Below are 19,884 nucleotides of genomic sequence, written 5' to 3'. Positions count from 1 at the left end.
AAACAACACGTACCTTGACATAATGTTGTACAGCACAAAGAAGATTTAAAGGATTGAGTGAAACCTGAAGTCAATAACTTGAAGATCGGTTAGAAGATATAAAAGAATTTAACGATGAAGAGTTTGATCCTGGCTCAGGATGAACGCTAGCGGCAGGCCTAACACATGCAAGTCGAGGGGGAAGTTACTTTCGGGTAACTGAGACCGGCGTACGGGTGCGTAACGCGTATACAATCTGCCTTTCACTGGGGGATAGCCCGAAGAAATTTGGATTAATACCCCATAGTATATAGGGACGGCATCGTTTTTATATTAAAGCTACGGTGGTGAAAGATGAGTATGCGTTCTATTAGCTAGTTGGAGAGGTAACGGCTCCCCAAGGCGATGATAGATAGGGGTTCTGAGAGGGATGTCCCCCACACTGGTACTGAGATACGGACCAGACTCCTACGGGAGGCAGCAGTGAGGAATATTGGACAATGGTCGGAAGACTGATCCAGCCATGCCGCGTGCAGGATGAAGGTCTTATGGATTGTAAACTGCTTTTGTAAGGGAAGAATAAGGGCTACGCGTAGTTTGATGACGGTACCTTACGAATAAGCATCGGCTAACTCCGTGCCAGCAGCCGCGGTAATACGGAGGATGCGAGCGTTATCCGGAATCATTGGGTTTAAAGGGTCTGTAGGCGGGCTGGTAAGTCAGGGGTGAAAGCGCTCAGCTCAACTGAGCAACTGCCTTTGAAACTGTTGGTCTTGAATGGTTGTGAAGTAGTTGGAATGTGTAGTGTAGCGGTGAAATGCTTAGATATTACACAGAACACCGATAGCGAAGGCATATTACTAACAATTAATTGACGCTGATGGACGAAAGCGTGGGGAGCGAACAGGATTAGATACCCTGGTAGTCCACGCTGTAAACGATGGATACTAGCTGTTTGGTTTAAGGATTGAGTGGCTAAGCGAAAGTGATAAGTATCCCACCTGGGGAGTACGTTCGCAAGAATGAAACTCAAAGGAATTGACGGGGGCCCGCACAAGCGGTGGAGCATGTGGTTTAATTCGATGATACGCGAGGAACCTTACCAAGGTTTAAATGGAGACTGACAGGGGCAGAGATGCCTTTTTCTTCGGACAGTTTTCAAGGTGCTGCATGGTTGTCGTCAGCTCGTGCCGTGAGGTGTCAGGTTAAGTCCTATAACGAGCGCAACCCCTGCCATTAGTTGCTAACGAGTTAAGTCGAGCCCTCTAATGGGACTGCCGGTGCAAACCGAGAGGAAGGTGGGGATGACGTCAAATCATCACGGCCCTTACATCTTGGGCTACACACGTGCTACAATGGCCGTTACAGAGAGCAGCCACTGCGTGAGCAGGCGCGAATCTATAAAGACGGTCACAGTTCGGATCGGAGTCTGCAACTCGACTCCGTGAAGCTGGAATCGCTAGTAATCGGATATCAGCCATGATCCGGTGAATACGTTCCCGGGCCTTGTACACACCGCCCGTCAAGCCATGGAAGCTGGGAGTACCTGAAGACGGTCACCGCAAGGAGCTGTTTAGGGTAAAACTAGTGACTGGGGCTAAGTCGTAACAAGGTAGCCGTACCGGAAGGTGCGGCTGGAACACCTCCTTTCTAGAGACGACCGATTTAATTATTAATGGTTAATAATTAACGATTAAAGGACTTATGGTATATTTGATTCTTTAAATCTTGCTGGCAACAAAATAAAATTTGCAAATTTGCTAATTTACGAATTTGCTAATTGAATAAGCAGTCTCATAGCTCAGCTGGTTAGAGCGCTACACTGATAATGTAGAGGTCGGCAGTTCGAGTCTGCCTGGGACTACAAGCAAAAAAAGCTTAAAAAGAAGGAAATTTCTAGGAGTGAGCTAGAGGAAGGATCCTCTTACCTCTTACCACATATCTCTTACCTAGAGACAGGGGGAATTAGCTCAGCTGGCTAGAGCACCTGCCTTGCACGCAGGGGGTCAAGGGTTCGAATCCCTTATTCTCCACAACACACCCACAAGTTCCCTCTCCTTGTGAGAGGGTTAGGGTGAGGAACCGTACATTGACATATTGGGATAAAAAGCATAAGAGATCAATAATAGATTATTGATAATCTAACGAAAGAATTAAAAAGAATCAAAGAGAACGAGAGGTACCTAGATAATTGTCAATTATCAATTGTTAATTGTCAATTGACTAGGACTACAAGCGCGAAAAGTTATGTAAGGGCGTATGGGGGATGCCTAGGCTCTCAGAGGCGAAGAAGGACGTGATAAGCTGCGAAAAGTTGCGTGTATTGGCACATACGAAATGATACGCAAATATCCGAATGGGGCAACCCAGTACATTGAAGATGTACTACACCGTAAAGGTGAGCAAACCCGCTGAACTGAAACATCTTAGTAGGCGGAGGAGAAGAAAACAAAAGTGATTCCCAAAGTAGTGGCGAGCGAAATGGGAACAGCCCAAACCCGTATTGTTACGGCAATACGGGGGTAGTAGGACCCTAATATAGGTTGTAGAGCTGGATTAGAAGTGTTTGGAAAGACACACCATAGAGAGTGAAAGTCTCGTATAGGCACAGCGATATAAACCTTAAGGGAATCCTGAGTAGGTCGGGGCACGAGGAACCTTGACTGAATCGGCCGGGACCATCCGGTAAGGCTAAATACTCCTGAGAGACCGATAGTGAACTAGTACCGTGAGGGAAAGGTGAAAAGAACCGTGAATAACGGAGTGAAACAGACCCTGAAACCATACGCTTACAAGCGGTCGGAGCAGCGTTAGGCTGTGACGGCGTGCCTTTTGCATAATGAGCCTACGAGTTACTGTTACCAGCGAGGATAAGTATTTCAGATACGAATCCGCATCGAAAGAGAGTCTGAATAGGGCGTTAAGTTGGTAGTAGTAGACGCGAAACCTGGTGATCTACCCTTGGGCAGGTTGAAGCGCTGGTAACACAGCGTGGAGGACCGAACTGGTTGTCGTTGAAAAGACTTCGGATGACCTGAGGGTAGGGGTGAAAGGCCAATCAAACTGGGAAATAGCTCGTACTCCCCGAAATGCATTTAGGTGCAGCGTTGATGTGAGTTTAATAGAGGTAGAGCTACTGATTGGATGCGGGGGTTTCATCGCCTACCAATTCCTGACAAACTCCGAATGCTATTAAATGCTCATCAGCAGTGAGGGTATGGGTGCTAAGGTCCATATCCTAAAGGGAAAGAACCCGGACCATCAGCTAAGGTCCCCAAATATATGCTAAGTTGACCAAACGCGGTCTGACTGCACTGACAGCTAGGATGTTGGCTTGGAAGCAGCCATACATTTAAAGAGTGCGTAACAGCTCACTAGTCGAGCGGTTGGGCATGGATAATAAACGGGCATAAGCATATTACCGAAGCTATGGGGTTATTGAAAGATATACCGGTAGGGGAGCATTCTATAGGCGTAGAAGCTAAAGTTGTGAGACATAGTGGAGCTGATAGAAAAGAAAATGTAGGCATAAGTAACGATAAGGCAGGCGAGAAACCTGCCCGCCGAAAGATCAAGGTTTCCTCAGCTATGCTAATCAGCTGAGGGTTAGTCGGGGACTAACGCGCACCCGAGTAGGGAAAGTGGATGTACAACAGGTTAATATTCCTGTACCATTAATCTAATAAAAGTGACGGAACGAGATAACTACCGCGTACTGACGGAATAGTACGTTAAAGGAGCTGTTATGGCTTTGATAGTACACTGAGGCTTCGGTCGAGGTGATAGAGTGGTGATAACGTTTCCAAGAAAAGCGAAGATTAATGCCCGTACCGTAAACCGACACAGGTGATTGGGAAGAGAATTCTAAGGCGCTCGAGAGATTCATGGCTAAGGAACTAGGCAAAATAGACCTGTAACTTCGGGAGAAAGGTCGCCTATCGTAAGATAGGCCGCAGTGAAGAGGTCCAAGCGACTGTTTATCAAAAACACAGGACTCTGCAAAATCGAAAGATGAGGTATAGGGTCTGACACCTGCCCGGTGCTGGAAGGTTAAGAGGAGAGCTTAGTGGTAACACGAAGGTTTGAATTGAAGCCCCAGTAAACGGCGGCCGTAACTATAACGGTCCTAAGGTAGCGAAATTCCTTGTCGGGTAAGTTCCGACCTGCACGAATGGTGTAACGATTTGGACACTGTCTCGGCCATGAGCTCGGTGAAATTGTAGTATCGGTGAAGATGCCGATTACCCGCAGTGGGACGAAAAGACCCTGTGCACCTTTACTATATCTTCGTATTGGTCTTGGATAAGTGATGCGTAGGATAGGTGGGAGACTATGAAGTGGCTATTCTGGTAGTTGTGGAGTCGTTGTTGAAATACCACCCTTTGCTTATCTGAGGTCTAACCCTGCGATGCAGGGGACAATTCGTGGAGGGTAGTTTGACTGGGGTGGTCGCCTCCAAAAGAGTAACGGAGGCTTCTAAAGGTTCCCTCAGCACGCTTGGTAACCGTGCGTAGAGTGCAATGGCATAAGGGGGCTTGACTGAGAGACCCACAAGTCGATCAGGTACGAAAGTAGAGCATAGTGATCCGGTGGTTCCGTATGGAAGGGCCATCGCTCAAAGGATAAAAGGTACGCCGGGGATAACAGGCTGATCTCCCCCAAGAGCTCACATCGACGGGGGGGTTTGGCACCTCGATGTCGGCTCGTCACATCCTGGGGCTGGAGAAGGTCCCAAGGGTTGGGCTGTTCGCCCATTAAAGTGGCACGCGAGCTGGGTTCAGAACGTCGTGAGACAGTTCGGTCTCTATCTACTGTGGGCGTTAGAAATTTGCGTGGATCTGACTCTAGTACGAGAGGACCGAGTTGGACGCACCGCTGGTGTATCTGTTGTCTTGCCAAGGGCATAGCAGAGTAGCTAAGTGCGGATGGGATAAGTGCTGAAGGCATATAAGTACGAAACCCGCCACAAGATGAGATTTCTTTTAAGGGTCGTGGGAGATGACCACGTTGATAGGTTACAGGTGTAACGGTGGTAACATCATAGCCGAGTAATACTAATCACCCGTAGACTTTTCGCGCGTAGAGATTCTTTTAAAGAGCGTTAGCATCACAACAATTGTTAATTATCAATTGTCAATTGAGAAAATATGTTTTTTATCCCTATATGTTAAAATATCAAGGCATTAGGCCACAGGCATCAGGTATTAGTTCTGAGTCGCACAACCTAAGGCCTAAAGATTTAAGGTGGTTATAGTCAAAGGTCTCACCTCTTACCATTCCGAACAGAGCAGTTAAACCTTTTAGCGCAGATGGTACTACACTTGTTGTGGGAGAGTATGTCGCCGCCTTCTTATAAAGAGCAATTCTGATAAAGAATTGCTCTTTTTTTGTTGTTTGAAGTTGTGGGACTGCTTGGAAGGGGGAAGACGAGTTGGAGGGAGAGTAGGAGAATTAAAAAGAGCGGACTAAAAAAACAATATCTTGATTGCTAATTGCTAATAGTTTTGTATCTTTGCCCCAAAATCAATTATGCAATAATGTTGAAGATTAAATTACTTATTATATACTTACTTTTAGTTATCTCTCAAGCAGTAGCACAGGTGACCTCTCCTAATGCTACCTATAACAATGTGGATATCACTACTGTGAATGTGGATAACTTGAGTGATGCACAAATTAAAAATTATTGGGATCGCGCTCAAGCACAAGGTTATTCATTAGACCAATTCGTTGCTTTGGCTCGCAGTCGTGGTATGCAAGAAACGCAAGTAATGAAGCTCAAGCAGCGTATTATGCAACTCAGCACTTCTTCTGATATTAAAAACAAACTTAAAGAAAATACAAAAACAGGTAGACGCCCGGCTGAAGGTGATGATATTTTTGGTTATACCGGTAAAGAAAACAAAGATTCTATCACTACTAAACAGAAAAAGGATTCTATATTTGGAATGAGTTTCTTCAAGAATCCTAAAATATCTTTTACTCCTAACCTCAATATGGCAACTCCCGACAACTATCAAGTAGGTCCTGGTGATGAACTACTCGTGGAAGTTTGGGGGGCGACAGAAGGTTCTTTTAAGCAAAAAGTAGATGCTGAGGGGAATATATTCCTAAATGGTATCGGACGCATTCACGTGGGAGGACTTTCGTTTAGTGAAGTGAAGGCTAAGATTAATTCACAGCTCAAGCGCATTTATTCTGGTATTTCGGCTCCTGAGGGTAGTTATGCGAAAATTTATACAGGGGTAACCATCAGTCAGGTACGTACAGTAAAGGTGAATATCATAGGCGAAGTGGCAGTTCCTGGAACTTATTCGCTTAGTTCGCTTTCAACAGTGCTTAACGCATTATATGCTTGTGGAGGCCCTTCAGAAAGTGGTTCGTTTAGGGAAATAAACATCTTTCGTGGAGGCAAAAAAGTTGCTACTTTTGACGTGTATAATTTCCTAATAAATGGCTCAGAAAAAGGCAATATAGGTCTTAAAGACCAAGATGTGATTATTGTACCCCCATATAAAAACCGCATATGGGTGGACGGGAAAGTAAAACGACGTGGTTTTTATGAAACTTTAGACAATGAGACGCTGGCGAACCTCATCACCTTCTTTGGAGGTTTTACCTCTGATGCTTTTACCAATACTTTGGTGTTGGAGCGCATTAAAGATGCTAAACGAGAAGTAAAAGAGATTCCTTTTGCTGATATTTCAAAAGTAAAAATGCAAAATGGTGACCGCCTAAATGTACACGCTATTACTGATGAATACCATAATAGGCTCAGTATAGGCGGAGCGGTATATCAGCCTGGGGTATACGAGTTTAAAGAGGGGATGACGGCTTACGACTTACTCAACAGAGCTAACGGTGTGAGAAAAGATGCTTCCTTGAATAGAGGTCTTATCTTCCGCACTGAAAACCGCGTGGATTACCAAACACTTAGTTTTTCGGTAAAAGACCTCATAGAAAAGAAAAATGATATTCCGCTAAAAGATAATGATAGTATTCATATTTTCTACAGAGATTCTCTTCAGTACAAACGCTTTGTAAAGGTAGAAGGAGCTGTAAATAAACCTAAAGAATTACCTTTTATGGAGAATATGACAGTGGAAGACGTGATTTCGTTGGCAGGTGGTTTAGCTAATGGTGCAGACCCTTCGATGATTGAGGTATTTAGAGAAACTAACGATGGTAATTTTCAGAAACTAAGTCAAGCCTTTAAAGTATCGTCTAACCACCAGTTAGAGCCCCAAGGAGAACGACTTACCTTGCAACCTAACGATGTAGTATCGGTACGTTATATCAAAGGATTTACTCCTATGCAAACTGTAACGGTAATGGGAGAAGTACTCTACCCAGGTGTTTATAGTATTCAATCTAAAGAAGAACGTGTTTCGGATTTATTGGAGCGTGTGGGCGGTTTTACTCCCTTTGCCTATAAAGAAGGACTTACGCTTGTGAGAAAGAAGACAGATGAAGGAGATATTCAACAAGAAGATTTCTTAAAAGAACTCATTGAGATTGAGAACGACACGAGCAGTAGCACTTCGAATAAAACACTGAGAAGAGTAGCTAAAAAAAGTAATGAGTATCGCATAGGGCTTGATGTAAAAAAGATATTAAACCGAAAACACAGCAAATATGACCTCTTGCTCAATGACGGAGATATGTTATTAGTCCCTTCAGAAAAACAAACTGTGGAAATTAGAGGAGAAGTATTAGCACCTTCATTAGTGCGTTATGAAAAAGGAGCTTCTATACATCAGTATGTAAGTAGTGCAGGAGGCTTTGCCAGCAGGGCGAAGAGGAGTGCTATTTATGTGATGTATGCCAATGGAGATATAAAGGCAACACGCACCTCTCTATTCTTTAAAAACTATCCCAAAATAGAGCCTGGGGCTATTATTATAGTACCTTCAAAACCCGAAAAACAACGTCTTACAACTGGAGAAACGGTGGGTATCATTTCGGCTATTACTACTATGGGGGTGTTAATTTACAGTGCTTTTAAAAAATAACTATGGAAAATAATCATCACAATACGATAAGAGAAGAAGATGAAATTGATTTGCTACAGCTTATTAATAAGCTTTGGAGAGCTAAGAAATCAATCGCTGTATTTACGTTGATATTTATGGTTATAGGGGTATTAGTAGCCTTATTTTCGGCTAAAGAATACACCGCTACCACTATTATGGTACCGCAAGCAACTGATAGCAAATCGACAGGAGGATTGGGGGGACTTGCAGCTATGGCAGGGATTAATTTAGGAGGGAACAATGCAGATGCTATTCCTCTTACTACCTACTCCAAGATTATTGAAAGTGTTCCGTTTAAAAAGAAATTAGCACAGACGAAGCTTACGTTTTCAGATATTCCTAATCCGATTACCTATGAGCAATATTGTAAAAACTATGCGAAACCGAGCATTTGGAGCAGTGTGATGAGTATTTTCAGTTCAAATTCTTCTGAATCGTCTATTAAGGTACAAGATACCACCCATATTACGAGTATTAGTAGAGAGGAGAGGGCTATCCTAAATAGTATCGATAATAATATCAAGTTGAATTTAAATGAAAAAGAGGGTTATATTACGCTATCGTATGCAATGCCCGAAGCACTTCCTGCGGCACAAATGTTGCAAAGTGCGCAACAGTTATTGCAAGAAACAGTAACTGAGTTTAAATTGCAAAAAGCAAAAGAGGAGTTCGACTTTGTACAACAACGTTTTATCGAAGCTGAAAAAGATTTTAAGGCAAAGCAATACGCTGTGGCAGGTTTCCAAGACCGCAATCGTGACCTTTTTAGCAACTTGCCTCAAACGCGTTTGCAACAACTGCAAGCTGAGTATAACTTAGCTTTTAATGTATATACTGAATTAGCTAAGCAACTTGAAACCAAACGTATTAAGATGAAGGAAGACCAACCAATATTTACCATTATTGAGCCTGTGAGTGTACCTAACGAACGTTCTAAACCTAAACGAATGATGATTATTGCTATTTGGACGTTTGTAGGACTCATTATAGGAATAGGTAATGTTTTTCTAAAAGACTTTAGACAACAACTCAAATCTAATAACGACTAATGACTAACGACTATATTATCTTTGATATGGACGGGGTGCTATTAGACAGTGAACCAATGCACCAAGAGATTATTTATGAGACTTTTCAGTTGAAAGGTATTCCGTTTGACAAGGCGTATATACAAACTCTCACAGGTATGTCGGCTTTCCCAATGTGGGAAAAGGTAAAACGCGATGCCCAGCGAACAGAAAGTGTAGAGGAGCTAATGCAGTTTCACCGCGATTACTTTTTCAGACGATTACCTGAAGTGAAAGTGCCCTTAGTACCTCACGTAAAAGAAGTGTTAGAGAAATTTAAGAATGAAGGAAAGCACTTATCATTAGCTTCTTCTTCTGGACGCAAACTCATTGATATTTTTACTCAGCAAACAAATATAGCACACTATTTTGAAGTGATAATGAGTGGCGATGATGTGCAATACAGCAAACCTAATCCAGAGATATTCCTAAAGGTAGCCCAATGGTATCACTTGCCAGCAACACAATTTACAGTGATAGAGGACAGTACCAATGGTGTGAAAGCTGCCAAAAGTGCTAATATGCAGTGTGTGGGCTTCCAGAATCCCCTTTCAGGCGGACAAGATTTAAGTCAAGCCGATAGCGTTATCCATTCAATGCAAGAACTTTTATGACAAACACTAACATACAACTCATAGAATGTGTAACGATAGCCAATGAGGATTATTTACAATCTTTATTGGCTGTTGGTTTTTATGGTCTTGCCCTCAAAGCCGAACTACACCCTTTAGTTAGTCATTTAGATTTTTCGAACACCCAAACTAAAATACTGCTCTTAGACGACGAACTGCCTGCTATTGCAAAACAAGGCATTACTATTAGCAGTTTGGCTACTGCCTACCAAGCCGGCGCTACGCGTTTTTATAGTGCTATCAAAGGTTATGGTGACTATCTTCCTACTGAAAAACTTCTCACCTTCTTCCAAGCCCAACAACTCCCTACGGGTATTAACCTGCTCGCTTTTGAGAGTGCTTATAACGAAGCGCTGAAGCAGATAAACAACTAATAGGTAAAACAGGTAATAAAACTGGGTATGTGAGCAAGTTTAATGACTTTATCAAAGTTCTTCTTATCTCTTACCTAAAATCGAAATTCCTATAGCACAATCTAAGCAGCGTTTGGATTGGCAATAGTGTTTGTACTGTTGTAGAAGTACTTGGGTATCAAAAGCAGTGGCAACAGAGGCTCCTAATTGTTGGTATTGGGTGATAATACTGTTGCTCTCGGCTGTCATTGTTTTGAGTTCTTCGATGAGAGATTCGCTCACGTCCTTGCCTAAACTTTGGTAATAGGCATATTTGAGTGGAATGAATACATTTATCCAAATAAGTGTGATGAGACTCGTACTGATAGGCTTTTTTACTTTTTTAGAAGTCTTGGTAAAGGTATAGTGGGTTTCCCAAAATTCGGAGACTCCTACGGCAAAGAGTTTTTGGATACTTTTGAAATCATTCACTTCAAGAATTTGGGAAAACAAACCTTCATTTAGTTCGTATAGCTGTGCGAGTTGAGAAAGCCGGATAGTAGGAAAACCTTGCGGACGCAAACCGGTGAAGTGTATTTTTACTACGGGTGCAGAAAGGTTGTATTTCTGTTGTAGGTAGTGATAATTTTGCAAGAGTTCACGTGGGTAGGAGAGTTCAGTTTCTTCGGGGAGTAAGCCTGCTTGCCCCAGTAGTAGTGCTTCTAAATGCAAGGGGTGTGAACGTTCTTTGCGGATAATACTAAAATTGAGATGTTTGCCCAAATGCAGGAAGGCTTCGCCGTTTACAGTGCCTCCAAAAGACTTGAGAAGCATACAAAAAAGTACTTTCTCCCAATCGAAATTGGCAGCTTTCCACAACTCGTTTACAGCAGTGGCTTTTTCTTCTAAACGTTCTACTAACAGACGTTCATTCCACGAAAGCAAAGTAATGGTAGGTATAGAGGTATATTCTTTTTCACAAGGAATAAACTGGTAGTGTGAGGCTACAGTCGTATTGTACCGCTCTAAGAGTTCAGAGGAGATAAGACCTCGGAGTTCTAAAGTAGGAATAGGCTGGTTGTTAGTATCAAATACTTCTATATCGTGTTCCCAAACTACGTGCAGAATCACATTGCGATAGGTAGGATCACTCTCGTGACCGTGAACGTACCAATGCGATGATTTGAGATGCATCTCTACATTACCTGCCCATTGCTGCTCACCTATAAGCAGTTGGGCACTTTGGAAATCGGGACCTGAAAGAGAATTATACTCACCAAATGAGAGAATTTGCAAGCGCTCTCCCTTAGTAAGTACAGTGTTGAGAGGTACTTTTTTGTATTTCCATAGGTAGTGTAAGAAATCTTCTTTCATTTTGTTTAGGTAAGAGATAAGAGGTAAGAAAAGTGCCAGCTTATTTAATTAGTAAAGGTTGTAACAATGCAAATTATTCTCGAGTTGGGCTTTTTAATTTCTTTTCCACAAATAGAAAGAGGAAATAATAAAGGGTAGCTAAAAGTGTACCGAAAATCCAACCTACCAATACATCACCTGGGAAATGCACGCCTAAATAAATACGGCTATAACTCACAATCACCGACCAACAGAGCAATAGAGTGACGATATATCGGGCATTTTTTCTAAGCAAGTAACTAAAAAACACGGCTATTGCCATTGTATTGGCGGCGTGTGCTGAAAAGAACCCATACTTACCACCACAAATCACCATTCGCATTTGCCCCATAAGACTCTCATCGTGACAAGGGCGCAAGCGCTGGAATCCGTACTTGAAAACGTTCGCCAACTGGTCGGTAGTGGTGATGAGAAGGGCGATGAATACCAAGATGAGCAACACTCTTTTCCAATGGAAATACTTGAAACACAAGTATAACAAGAAAGCATAGAGAGGGATAGACGAGAGTTCATTGGTAATTACTAACCAAAGGTTATCGGCTTCGGGCGTCCCCCAACTATTGAGGGAACAGAGCAGTTGCTTATCCGTTTCTATAAGGTATTCTAACATTATTTGCGTTTTTTCTTCTTTTTAAAAGCCTGTTGGAGGGCTTCAGCAGTCTTTTGTTTACGACTTTCTCTTTGTCCTTTTTTGCGACTTCTACCCTCATCGTTGCCGTGTTTTCTACCGTCATCATTTCCGCGTTTGCGTCCGCCACGGTCTCTACCAGCTCCTTTGGTAGAGAGTTCTACATTGATGAAGCGACCGTCCATTTGAAAATCGGTAAAGGTGCTCATCACCAAATCGGAAAGATCGGCATCGGTATTGAAGAAAGAGAAACTATTCTTTACATCTACTTTGAAAACATCATCACGACCTAAATTAAGGGTTGCTTTGAGGAAATCTTTGAGAGATTTCCAGTCGTAGCCATCGCGTTCACCTATGTTGATGAAATAGCGCACTTCATCGCTATTTCCCCCACTGCGGCTTTCGCGTTCGTTCTCTACCGATAAGTTTTCAGCATTTTTATAATAATTGAAGAAACGCGTAAACTCTACTGAGAATATTTTCTTGATGAGCTCTTCACGGTTTACTTCCTGCAGTTCTTTATAGATAGCTGGCAAATAATCGTCAATAGCAGGGTTTACTTCTGTATTTTTGAGGTTGTTAGCCAAGTGATAGAGCTGTATCTCACAGATTTCCATACCCGATGGCAATTGTTTCTGCTCAAAAGGTTGCCCTATCATCTTTTCGATAGTTTTGATTTTCTTCACCTCGCTTTTTGGCAAAATTACCATCGAAATTCCCGATTTACCAGCACGACCTGTACGTCCACTACGGTGGTTGTAGGTTTCTATTTCGTCGGGCAATTGGTAGTGAATTACGTGGGTGATATCGTCTACATCAATACCGCGGGCAGCGACATCGGTAGCGACGAGCATTTGTATTTGGCGTGCACGGAAAGATTTCATCACCAAATCACGTTGATTCTGACTCAAATCACCGTGAAGGGCAGCAGCGTTGTAGCCATCTTCAATGAGTTTTTCGGCTACTGCCTGTGTATCGCGTTTGGTGCGGCAAAACACTATTGAGAAGATATCGGGGTTAGCATCGGCGAGGCGTTTTAGGGCTTGGTATCTATGGCGACCGCTCACTATATAGTACTCGTGTTGCACGGTGTTAGTAGCCTGATTGCGAGTTCCTACTGTTATTTCGATAGGCTTACGCATAAACTTACGCGCTATCTTAGCCACCTCGTTAGGCATAGTAGCCGAAAAGAGCCAAGTGCTTTTTTCTTGAGGGGTATGCGACAGAATTGTGATAATATCTTCATAGAAGCCCATATTGAGCATTTCATCGGCTTCGTCGAGCACACAATAGTTGATATGACTGATATCTACGAAGTTACGGCGTATCATATCTTGCATACGCCCAGGAGTAGCCACGATAATTTGAGCGCCTTTTTTGAGGCTACGCGCTTGTTCCTCAATACTTGCACCGCCATATACCGCCACTACGTTCACCTTAGGGAGGTACTTAGCATAATTGCGGAGCTCGGAAGCGATTTGCAAGCAAAGTTCGCGTGTAGGTGAAAGGATAAGACCTTGAGTTACACGGCTATCAGTATCAATCAATTGGAGGAGAGGAAAGCCGAAAGCGGCTGTTTTACCAGTACCCGTTTGGGCTAAAGCTACCATATCAACACCATTCGCCAAAAGAGTAGGGATGGCTTTTTGCTGAATTTCAGAAGGAGTTTCAAAGCCCATATCGCTGATGGCTTTGAGGATAGGTTCATTAAGACCTAATTGTTCAAATAAATTCATTAATACAATTTGTAAATTAGCAAATTGGCAAATTTGCTAATGTATTCTAAAGTGCAAAGGTACAACAATATTTTCAATTGACAATTGATAATTGACAATTAAGAAGAAAAAACTTTGCCAAAGGTGCGAGCCATACGGCTGGAAACTTTGGCAAAGTATGATATAATAGATAATTTATATTGTGTTTCTGCTTATTTTTTTATGAAAAAGGAAACAATCAAGAGAATTATTGCAATAGACATTATTGCGAATCCTGCTATGCGAAACCCCTTATAAAAAAACGTTTTATCTTTATCGTCTACTATCTGGTGTTCACTGGGAGTTTCGGGCAAATAAGCTACTGTAATACTCTCGCCTGCTCGATAATTGGTTTGACGGCTACCACTATGAGCCCCAAAATAGGTTACACAAAAAGTATGAGCCGAATTAGCATATTTCAAGTTTATAGGGGCGTTTGAGTTTAGAACAAGAGGTTTTACAATATAAGTATTTTCTCCTACAGTATACTTATAGACTACATAAGTCCTATTATTAAAACCAATACCTCCTATACCTTGAGTGCCTGATTTGACAATTTCTAATACCTCTCCTTGTGCTTTCCCTTGATATAGTTTTTTGTTCTTTTCGGTAATTCTTTTGTTAATCTCAGCAGTAACCAAGAATACAAGCGCAAACAGAAAGAATATGCCAGAGCTTAGCAACATTCCCATTTGGTTGTTCATTTGGTTGTCCATTACCTAGTGATTTATTTATTGGATACTAATATCCACTCTCCGCTGTTTATTAGGGGGTCAGCTTGTTTGAACTTGAGCTCTTTGCGTTCACCGGTACGGATGTTTTGGATCACTACCTTGTCGTTACGACCAATTTTAGGTTGTTGGCGTACGATAGTTTCCACTACCGAACGGCGCTGTGAGGCTTGTTGCCCTACTTCACGGGCGCGTTGTGCCATCTCATCGCTGTTGAGGGCTTCTTCCTTATTGGTTTGGTAGTGCTCACGGGTGCGTTGTGGTGCGTGGGCTTCCTGCACAGGTGGATTTTGAGTAGGTAACTCGGCTTTGAACAAGAAAGAGATAATCTCTTTGTTTACCTTATCGACCATAGCTTTGAACAACTGATAAGCTTCAAACTTATAAATAAGTAGTGGGTCTTTCTGTTCGTGTACCGCTAATTGTACAGATTGTTTGAGCTCGTCCATACGGCGGAGGTGCGTTTTCCACTCCTCGTCGATGATGCCAAGCGTAATATTCTTCTCGAAATCGCTTACGAGTTTCTTACCTTGGGTTTCGTACGCCTCTTTAAGGTCGGTTACGATGTTGAGCATCTTTTCGCCATCGGTGAAAGGCACGACGATGCGCTCGTAAGTATTATTAGGATTTTCGTATACGTCTTTAATTACTGAGAAGGCTTGAGCAGCACTGCGTTCAGCTTTTTCCTGATAGTGTTTGAGTGCTTCGTGATACAAGGTGAAAGTAAGGTCGTTTGGCGATTGTTTAGCAAATTCGGCTTCTGAAATTTGTGTTTTCAGTGAGAAATATTTGATGAGCTCGAAAGTGAAATTCTTGTAGTTATTTCCACCTTTGTTGTTTTCTACTATATTCTCGCAAGTATCAAATATCATATTTGCCAAATCCACTTTTAGGCGTTCACCTTCAAGAGCGTGGCGACGGCGTTTATAAATTTGCTTACGTTGTGCGTTCATCACGTCGTCGTACTCTAACAGACGTTTACGCATACCGAAGTTATTTTCTTCTACCTTTTTCTGAGCTGCCTCGATGCGTTTGGTCATCATAGAGTGTTGAATTACATCACCTTCTTTATGACCTAAGCTGTCCATTAATCGGGCGATACGTTCAGAACCGAAGAGGCGCATTAGATTATCTTCGAGAGAAACGAAGAAGAGCGAGCTACCAGGGTCACCTTGACGACCAGAACGACCGCGCAACTGACGATCGACACGGCGAGAGTCGTGGCGTTCGGTACCTATAATTGCCAAACCTCCTGCGGCTTTTACTTCGGGGGTTAACTTGATGTCGGTACCACGTCCCGCCATATTGGTTGCAATGGTTACCACACCACTATGTCCGGCTTCGGCTACGATTTCAGCTTCTTTTTTATGCAATTTAGCGTTCAATACATTGTGTTTCACCTTGCGCATTGTAAGCATACGGCTGAGAAGTTCGGATACTTCCACAGAAGTAGTACCAATCAATACAGGGCGACCAGCTTCGGAAAGTTTTACTACCTCATCGATTACGGCATTGTATTTTTCGCGTTTGGTTTTATAGATAAGGTCGTTGTGGTCTTTACGAGCAATAGGACGGTTGGTAGGGATTTCCATTACATCGAGTTTATAGATTTCCCAGAACTCACCTGCTTCGGTGATAGCTGTACCCGTCATACCCGCTAACTTGCTATACATACGGAAGTAGTTTTGCAAGGTAATAGTCGCGTAGGTTTGGGTAGCAGCCTCAATTTTCACATTCTCTTTGGCTTCAATTGCTTGGTGCAAACCATCGGAATAACGACGACCGTCCATAATACGACCTGTTTGTTCATCGACGATGAGCACTTTGTTATCAATTACTACATACTCTATATCTTTTTCAAAGAGAGTGTAGGCTTTGAGCAATTGGTTAAGGGTGTGAATGCGTTCGCTTTTTACGCTAAAATCTTGGAATAATTTATCTTTTAGTTTAGCTTCTTCTTCAATAGGAAGACCTTGGTTCTCGATATTGGCAATTTCTACCCCAATATCAGGTAAAACAAAGAAATCTTTATCACCATCGTAGGCAATATCAGCAAACCCTTTATCGGTAAGCTCGATTTGGTTGTTTTTCTCATCAATCACGAAGTACAATTCGGCATCTACCTTTGGCATTTCGCGATTGTTATCCTGCATATAGTAATTTTCAGTTTTTTGAAGCAGTTGTTTTACTCCTTCTTCGCTGAGGAACTTGATGAGCGCTTTGTTTTTAGGCAAACCACGATACACACGCAAGAGTTGGAATCCTCCTTCTTTGGTATCTCCTTCGGCGATGAGCTTGCGGGCATCGGCTAATACTTTGGTGAGGTAAGTACGCTGTTTGCTTACTAAATCTTCTACCAAAGGTTTCAGTTCGTTGAACTCGTGCAATTCGCCTTTAGGGGTAGGACCTGATATGATGAGCGGTGTACGAGCATCGTCTATCAATACAGAGTCGACCTCATCGACAATGGCATAGTTGTGAGCGCGTTGCACCAAATCTTCGGGAGTGTGCGCCATATTGTCGCGGAGGTAGTCGAAACCAAATTCGTTGTTAGTTCCGTAGGTAATATCGGCATTGTAGGCACGACGACGCGCTTCGGAGTTAGGTTGGTGGTTGTCGATACAATCCACACGCAAACCGTGGAACTCAAATAAAGGTCCCATCCAGGCACTATCTCGGCGTGCCAAATAGTCGTTCACGGTTACGAGGTGCACTCCATTTCCCGTTAGGGCATTGAGGTAGACTGGCAAGGTAGCCACAAGGGTTTTACCTTCCCCTGTTTGCATTTCGGCAATCTTACCTTGGTGAAGAGCAATACCTCCAATGAGCTGTACATCGTAGTGTACCATATCCCAAGTAACATCTTTACCAGCGGCGTCCCAGTGGTTTTTCCACACAGCTTTATCGCCCTCAATCGTTACATAGTCGTGGGTAGCCGATAGTTCGCGGTCGTGTTCGGTAGCTGTTACGGTAATTGTTTCGTTATTAGCAAAACGACGGGTAGTTTCCTTCATTGTTGCGAAAGCTTCGGGAAGAATGTCGTTCAATACTTTTTCGGAGACTTGATAGGCTTCGCCGTTGAGTTTATCTATTTCAGTATAGAGGTCTTCTTTAGCGTCGATATCGTCGGTAGCGTTTGCTTGGGCTTCGAGTTCGGCTATTTTATTATCGAACTCGGCGCGAGCGTCTTTTATTCTTTGTTTGAACTCAATAGTTTTTGCGCGCAACTCATCATTAGAGATATTTTCTAACTGAGAGGCGTAAGTTTTTATCTTTTCAACGATAGGTTGGATTGCTTTTAGGTCGTTTTTGGCTTTGTCGCCAACGAAAATTTTAATAAGGGAATTGATAATACTCATAGTTATTTAGCCCCCTCTGCCCCCGAACCCCCGAAGGGGGACAATCTGCAAATGAGGGGTTTTTTAATTTATTTGTTTATAATTATATATTTTTCAGTTGTAGTTGCGATTGGCAAAGTTCATACGGTAAGTTTGTCAATAAATATACCAAAAGGTGAGAACTGACAATTTGTCACTACATTCATTTGCTAATCTGCTACTTTGCTGATTGGCAAATTAAAAGAAAGCCCCCCACATACTCTGCTCTCGCAGACTTCCCCGAAGGGGGACAATCTGCAAAAGTGAATATTTATAAAGTTAATTATTTTAATGTAAATTTGGGGTTAATCTACAAATTGGCAAATTAAAAAAAGTCTCCTCAGAGAGACTTTTTATTTTTGTTTTTAATATTCATCTTCATTCCATAGGTAATCTTCTTCCGACGGGTAATCAGGCCAGATTTCGTCGATAGATTCATACATATCACCTTCGTCTTCTATTTCTTGAAGGTTTTCCACCACTTCCATAGGAGCGCCTGTACGGATAGCATAATCGATAAGCTCGTCTTTAGTAGCAGGCCAAGGAGCATCACTTAAATAAGATGCAAGTTCTAACGTCCAATACATAAACTAATAGAATTTTATAAATTTTGCGCAAAAGTAATATATTTTATTTATTGGGCAAATAAAATGAGAAAAAAAAGTGAGTTTTATTTGTTAGTTGTTTGAACGGCATCGCCATTTTTCAAAGTTTTACTTACAGCGCTGTAAGGACCGGTGATAATAATCTCGTCTTTGGCTACCCCCGAAAGAATTTCTATATTCACATTGTCTTGAATGCCGGTAGTTACCGCACGGAGTTCGGCTTTACCGTCTTTGAATACAAACACCGCTTCCTGCTTTTTGTCGGCTTCTTCCTTAGGGGTTTTAGGGTCGATTTCAGATTTCTTTTTTACAATAATGGCACTGATAGGTACTGCAACTGCGTCTTTTTTGGTTTGGGTGATAATATCTACCGTTGCGGTCATACCTGGACGGAAGGGCGAATAGCCAACCGGTTTGCTTTCTGAGAGGTCTTTATACGATGCTTCTTCGATGTGTATCTTGACTTTGAAGTTCGTTACTTGGTCTGCGCTGGTGGTGGTATTGGCGGTATTGGCGATATTGGTAACGGTACCTTTGAACACGCGTTTTAGGTAAGCATCTACTTCGACATTCACTGAGTCGCCTACACTTATTTTTACGATATCGTTCTCGTTTACATCTACTTCTACTTCCATATTATGAAGATTTGCCACACGCATAATCTCAGTACCCGTCATTTGCATTGTACCTACTACGCGCTCGCCCAACTCTACGCTGAGCTTAGAAATGGTGCCATCGGTAGGAGAATAAATAATTGTTTTTTTGAGGTTGTCTTGGGCTTCGGAAACACTTGCCATTGCACTCTGTACATTAAAACGAGCTGACTCGCGAGAGGCTTTGGCTACCTCGTAGGCTGAAACAGCTTTATCCCAATCGGATTTTGAGATTACGCCCTTATCGAACAACACTTTGTTGCGCTTATAGCTCTCTTCGGCTTCTTTGAGGGTAGCGCTGGACTGTTGCAAGCTGGCGCGTACGGTTTCTAAACTTGCAGCACTACGCTTTACTACCGATTGGTAAATATCGGGGTTGATGCGCACCAAAAGGTCGCCTTTTTTTACCATTTGCCCTTCTTTTACAGGGAGTTCTATAATTTCGCCTGATACTTCCGACGATAGCTTGATTTCTAATTCCGGTTGTATTTTTCCTGTAGCCGACACTTTTTGGATGATTGTTGTAGGAATTACTTTTTGAGTTTCGACGTTTATGGCAGAATTTTCTTCGCCAAACCAACCTGCTTTTTTACCAATAATCAAAATGATAATTAGCAATATAACGGCTAAAATAATGAGAACGGTTTTTCTTTTCATAATAGTGAAGTTGTTTTCAGGTG

The 19,884-nt window shown here is 42.4% G+C and carries 11 protein-coding genes, 2 tRNA genes and 3 rRNA genes; 9 read left to right on the top strand and 7 right to left on the bottom strand.

What is annotated here, in order from left to right; all coding sequences use genetic code 11:
- Window positions 1–111 precede the first annotated feature (111 nt).
- From HMPREF1528_RS11330 to HMPREF1528_RS11290, 9 genes are all read left to right on the top strand, one after another.
- Window positions 112–1,629, top strand: a 16S ribosomal RNA gene (locus HMPREF1528_RS11330).
- 140 nt (window positions 1,630–1,769) lie between these two features.
- Window positions 1,770–1,843 (top strand) — tRNA-Ile (locus HMPREF1528_RS11325).
- Window positions 1,844–1,938: 95 nt separating this feature from the next.
- Window positions 1,939–2,012: transfer RNA gene (locus tag HMPREF1528_RS11320), tRNA-Ala, on the top strand.
- Window positions 2,013–2,217: 205 nt separating this feature from the next.
- Window positions 2,218–5,057: ribosomal RNA gene (locus tag HMPREF1528_RS11315) — 23S ribosomal RNA — on the top strand.
- A 162-nt stretch (window positions 5,058–5,219) separates the two neighbouring features.
- A 5S ribosomal RNA gene (rrf, locus tag HMPREF1528_RS11310) occupies window positions 5,220–5,330 on the top strand.
- The 16S, 23S and 5S rRNA genes sit together here with 2 tRNA genes alongside, the layout of an rRNA operon.
- A 186-nt stretch (window positions 5,331–5,516) precedes the next feature.
- Window positions 5,517–7,991, top strand: a complete 2,475-nt coding sequence (locus tag HMPREF1528_RS11305; protein ID WP_016479861.1) for a polysaccharide biosynthesis/export family protein — start codon at window positions 5,517–5,519, stop codon at window positions 7,989–7,991.
- 2 nt (window positions 7,992–7,993) lie between these two features.
- Window positions 7,994–9,061, top strand: coding sequence for a Wzz/FepE/Etk N-terminal domain-containing protein (locus HMPREF1528_RS11300; protein WP_016479860.1), 1,068 nt, complete (start codon window positions 7,994–7,996; stop codon window positions 9,059–9,061).
- Window positions 9,061–9,693: an HAD family hydrolase gene (locus HMPREF1528_RS11295; protein ID WP_016479859.1), complete on the top strand. Its 633-nt coding sequence runs from the start codon at window positions 9,061–9,063 to the stop codon at window positions 9,691–9,693. The genes HMPREF1528_RS11300 and HMPREF1528_RS11295 overlap by 1 nt, the downstream gene beginning before the upstream one ends.
- Window positions 9,690–10,085: a hypothetical protein gene (locus HMPREF1528_RS11290; protein WP_016479858.1), complete on the top strand. Its 396-nt coding sequence runs from the start codon at window positions 9,690–9,692 to the stop codon at window positions 10,083–10,085. The genes HMPREF1528_RS11295 and HMPREF1528_RS11290 overlap by 4 nt, the downstream gene beginning before the upstream one ends.
- A 63-nt stretch (window positions 10,086–10,148) precedes the next feature.
- On the opposite strand, the gene HMPREF1528_RS11285 is transcribed toward HMPREF1528_RS11290, so the two are convergent.
- From HMPREF1528_RS11285 to HMPREF1528_RS11255, 7 genes are all read right to left on the bottom strand, one after another.
- Window positions 10,149–11,417 carry a DUF2851 family protein gene (locus HMPREF1528_RS11285; RefSeq protein ID WP_016479857.1) on the bottom strand — a complete coding sequence of 423 codons (1,269 nt, stop codon included), beginning with the start codon at window positions 11,415–11,417 and terminating at the stop codon, window positions 10,149–10,151.
- Window positions 11,418–11,490: 73 nt separating this feature from the next.
- Window positions 11,491–12,066 (bottom strand): phosphatase PAP2 family protein, encoded by a 576-nt coding sequence (locus HMPREF1528_RS11280; RefSeq protein WP_016479856.1) that lies wholly within the window; start codon window positions 12,064–12,066, stop codon window positions 11,491–11,493.
- The gene (locus HMPREF1528_RS11275; protein ID WP_016479855.1) at window positions 12,066–13,820 is read right to left on the bottom strand and encodes a DEAD/DEAH box helicase; all 1,755 of its coding nucleotides are present in this window, start codon (window positions 13,818–13,820) and stop codon (window positions 12,066–12,068) included. Before HMPREF1528_RS11275 ends, HMPREF1528_RS11280 begins: the two co-directional genes overlap by 1 nt.
- 191 nt (window positions 13,821–14,011) lie before the next feature.
- Window positions 14,012–14,554: a DUF3592 domain-containing protein gene (locus HMPREF1528_RS11270; protein WP_016479854.1), complete on the bottom strand. Its 543-nt coding sequence runs from the start codon at window positions 14,552–14,554 to the stop codon at window positions 14,012–14,014.
- Between the two features lie 11 nt (window positions 14,555–14,565).
- The gene (gene secA / locus HMPREF1528_RS11265) at window positions 14,566–17,928 is read right to left on the bottom strand and encodes a preprotein translocase subunit SecA (protein ID WP_016479853.1); all 3,363 of its coding nucleotides are present in this window, start codon (window positions 17,926–17,928) and stop codon (window positions 14,566–14,568) included.
- Between the two features lie 383 nt (window positions 17,929–18,311).
- Window positions 18,312–18,533, bottom strand: coding sequence for a DUF2795 domain-containing protein (locus HMPREF1528_RS11260; protein ID WP_002673751.1), 222 nt, complete (start codon window positions 18,531–18,533; stop codon window positions 18,312–18,314).
- An 83-nt stretch (window positions 18,534–18,616) separates the two neighbouring features.
- Complete coding sequence (locus tag HMPREF1528_RS11255) at window positions 18,617–19,861, bottom strand: efflux RND transporter periplasmic adaptor subunit (RefSeq protein ID WP_034568075.1); 1,245 nt, start codon at window positions 19,859–19,861, stop codon at window positions 18,617–18,619.
- Between the last annotated feature and the right edge of the window lie 23 nt (window positions 19,862–19,884).

The sequence above is a fragment of the Capnocytophaga sp. oral taxon 336 str. F0502 genome, from assembly GCF_000411575.1.
GTDB lineage: Bacteria > Bacteroidota > Bacteroidia > Flavobacteriales > Flavobacteriaceae > Capnocytophaga > Capnocytophaga ochracea.
This window is presented reverse-complemented; position numbering and strand designations above follow the sequence as displayed.